This is a genomic window from uncultured Maricaulis sp. (assembly GCF_905480005.1).
GTDB lineage: Bacteria > Pseudomonadota > Alphaproteobacteria > Caulobacterales > Maricaulaceae > Maricaulis.
Map to the genome: position 1 here is coordinate 1 of NZ_CAJQOO010000167.1, position 2,799 is coordinate 2,799.

Annotated in this window: 1 protein-coding gene and 1 pseudogene; both read right to left on the reverse strand. The window is 62.3% G+C overall.

Going from position 1 to position 2,799, the window contains the following annotated elements:
- A partial coding sequence (locus QZ266_RS14050) for a 2-oxoglutarate dehydrogenase E1 component (protein WP_295696225.1) occupies positions 1 to 2,130 on the reverse strand: 2,130 nt, incomplete at its 3' end.
- Positions 2,131 to 2,358: 228 nt separating this feature from the next.
- Positions 2,359 to 2,799: pseudogene (locus tag QZ266_RS14055) on the reverse strand (succinate--CoA ligase subunit alpha); the annotation flags it as partial.

Consider the following 2,799-nt stretch of genomic DNA (forward strand, 5'->3'; position numbering starts at 1 on the left):
GAACCCGAGCACAGCCTCTTCAGACAGCATGGAGTCGATGACCTCATACTTCTTCTGGTCCGGCGTCAGGTGATTGAGCGGCGTGTATTTCTCGGCGGTCTGCTGGTCGATGATGTGCGAATGGCGCTGCGAGAACGTGCCACGTCCACAATCCTGCCCGGACAGACGGACCGGGAAACCCTCAGCCAGCAGCGTTCCGAAGGCGAGGTGCTCGGCGGTCGCCCAATCAATCCCTGTACCCGTCTCGATGGCCTCGCGCCGGCCACCGATGACGCGCTTGAGCGTGCGGTGGATATTGATGCCGTCGGGCACTTCGGTCATCGCCATGCCGACCGTCATCAGACTCTCGGTGGTCGCGGATGTTTCGCCACGGCGATCATCGCCCTCGGCCAGACCAAGTCCGGACCAGCGACCGTCGAGCCAGTCAGCCTTCTTGGGTTCGAAATCCTTGCCGGCGTTGAATTCCTTTTCAAGGAAGGTATCGAAATCATTCTCGATCGCCTCGGCCTCGGCGGCGGTCAGCACGCCTTCCGCCAGGAGCCGGTCCTGATACTTCTTTTTGACCGGCGGCATGTCCTTGATGATGCGGTACATGATCGGCTGGGTGAAGGTCGGGTCGTCGCCTTCATTGTGGCCGTAGCGGCGGTAGCAGATCATGTCGATGACCACGTCCTTGCCGAACAGCTGACGGTACTCCGTCGCCATACGGGTGGCGTGGGTCACGGCTTCAGGGTCGTCCCCATTGACGTGGAAGATCGGCGCCTGGACCATCAGGGCCACATCCGAGCAATACGGGCTCGAGCGGCTGTCCTTGGGGTCGGTGGTAAAGCCGATCTGGTTGTTGACGATGAAATGGATCGCGCCGGCCGTGCGGTGACCGCGCAGTCCCGACAGGCCGAGACACTCGGTGACGATACCCTGGCCCGCAAACGCCGCATCACCGTGCAAAAGCAGGGGCAGAACGCTGGAACGGGGGGTTCCGGCCTGCTTGCGGCAGTTTTCTTCCTGCTTGGCGCGCGCCTTGCCCAGGACAACCGGGTCGACGGCTTCGAGATGCGACGGGTTGGCGGTCAGCGAAAGATGGACCTTGTTGCCGTCAAACTCACGGTCGGAGGACGCGCCGAGATGGTATTTGACATCGCCCGAGCCGAATTCGTCTTCACCTTGCGTGTTGCCGCCCTGGAATTCGTGAAAGATCTGGTGGTAGGGCTTGCCCATGACCGAGGCGAGCACATTGAGGCGGCCGCGGTGCGGCATGCCAATGATCACATCCTCGACGCCCATTGAGCCGCCGCGCTTGATGATCTGCTCCAGCGCCGGAACCATGCTCTCGCCACCATCGACGCCGAAACGCTTGGTGCCGGGATAACGCTTGTGCAGGAATTGTTCGAAACGCTCGGTCTCGATCAACTTGGACAGGATGGCAATCTTGCCTTCTTTGGTGAAAGAAATGTCCTTGTCCGGCCCTTCAAAGCGCTCCTGCAACCAGGATTTCTCTTCCGGGTTGGAGATATGCATGAACTCGACGCCGACCGGGCCACAATAGGTCCGCTTGAGAATGTCGAGCATCACCCGCGGCGTCGCCGTCTCGAGGCCGAGATAGCCGTCGATGAAGACGTCTTCGTCTAGCGCCGCGCCCGTGAAGCCATACGTGACCGGGTCCAGCTCGGCCTGATAGCCGAAATCGGTCAGGCCCAGCGGATCGAGATCCGCGGCCAGGTGCCCGCGCATCCGGTAAGCGCGGATCATCATGATCGCCCGGATGGAGGATTGCGTTGCCTTGCGGACATCATCCGCGCTCGCGCCAGGTTTGGTTGCCGCGACATGATCCGCGACCTTGTCCACCATGGCCGCCTCGTCCGCCCCTATGTCGCCGAGCGCGGAAACCATCTCGCCATTGGCCTTGCGCGGCCAGTCAGGCCGTCTCCACGCCGGTCCGCGCGCCGCGTGCGAGCTTTCCGAGGGCGCATCGCCCATGGCGTCGAAAAAGGCCTTCCAGCTCGGCGGAACCGAGTTGGGGTCAGACGCATACGCAGCGGCCATCTGCTCGAGATAGACAGCGTTGGCGCCCTGGAGGAAGGAGGTGTCCAGGAAGTTCTGGTTTTCTTGGGATCGGCTTTGGTCAGACATATGGGGGGGAGGCCTGAGTCAGGAGTGTGTCCGGATGGGGTTAAACCGAGTGGGTTAACCAACCCTCTATGCCTAATCCGCGCGGTGCGGAAGAGATTCGCGCCGGTCTGCTGCCAAGATGGTGACACTTGTCGGATTTAAACGACCCGCCCTCAAAGGACGGGCCCAAACAAAACCGCGCCCCGGGAAACCCGGAGCGCGGCTTTGTGTTCAGCAATGGCGCCGACCTTAGCCCTTGAGCAGGTCCGCCAGGGTCGTACCGAGACGAGCCGGCGATGGCGAAACCCTGATCCCGGCCGCTTCCATGGCCGCGATCTTGTCTTCCGCGCCGCCCTTGCCGCCGGAGACGATGGCGCCGGCATGGCCCATTGTGCGGCCCGGAGGGGCTGTACGGCCAGCGATGAAACCGACGGTCGGCTTGGAGCGACCCTTCTTGGCTTCATCAGCCAGGAATTGCGCGGCGTCTTCCTCGGCCGAGCCACCGATCTCGCCAATCATGATGATCGACTTGGTTTCGTCGTCGGCGAGGAATTTCTCGAGCACATCGATGAATTCCGTACCCTTGACCGGGTCACCGCCAATACCGACCGCCGTGGTCTGGCCGAGGCCGACCTGCGAGGTCTGGAAGACAGCTTCATAGGTCAGCGTTCCCGAGCGCGAGACCACGCC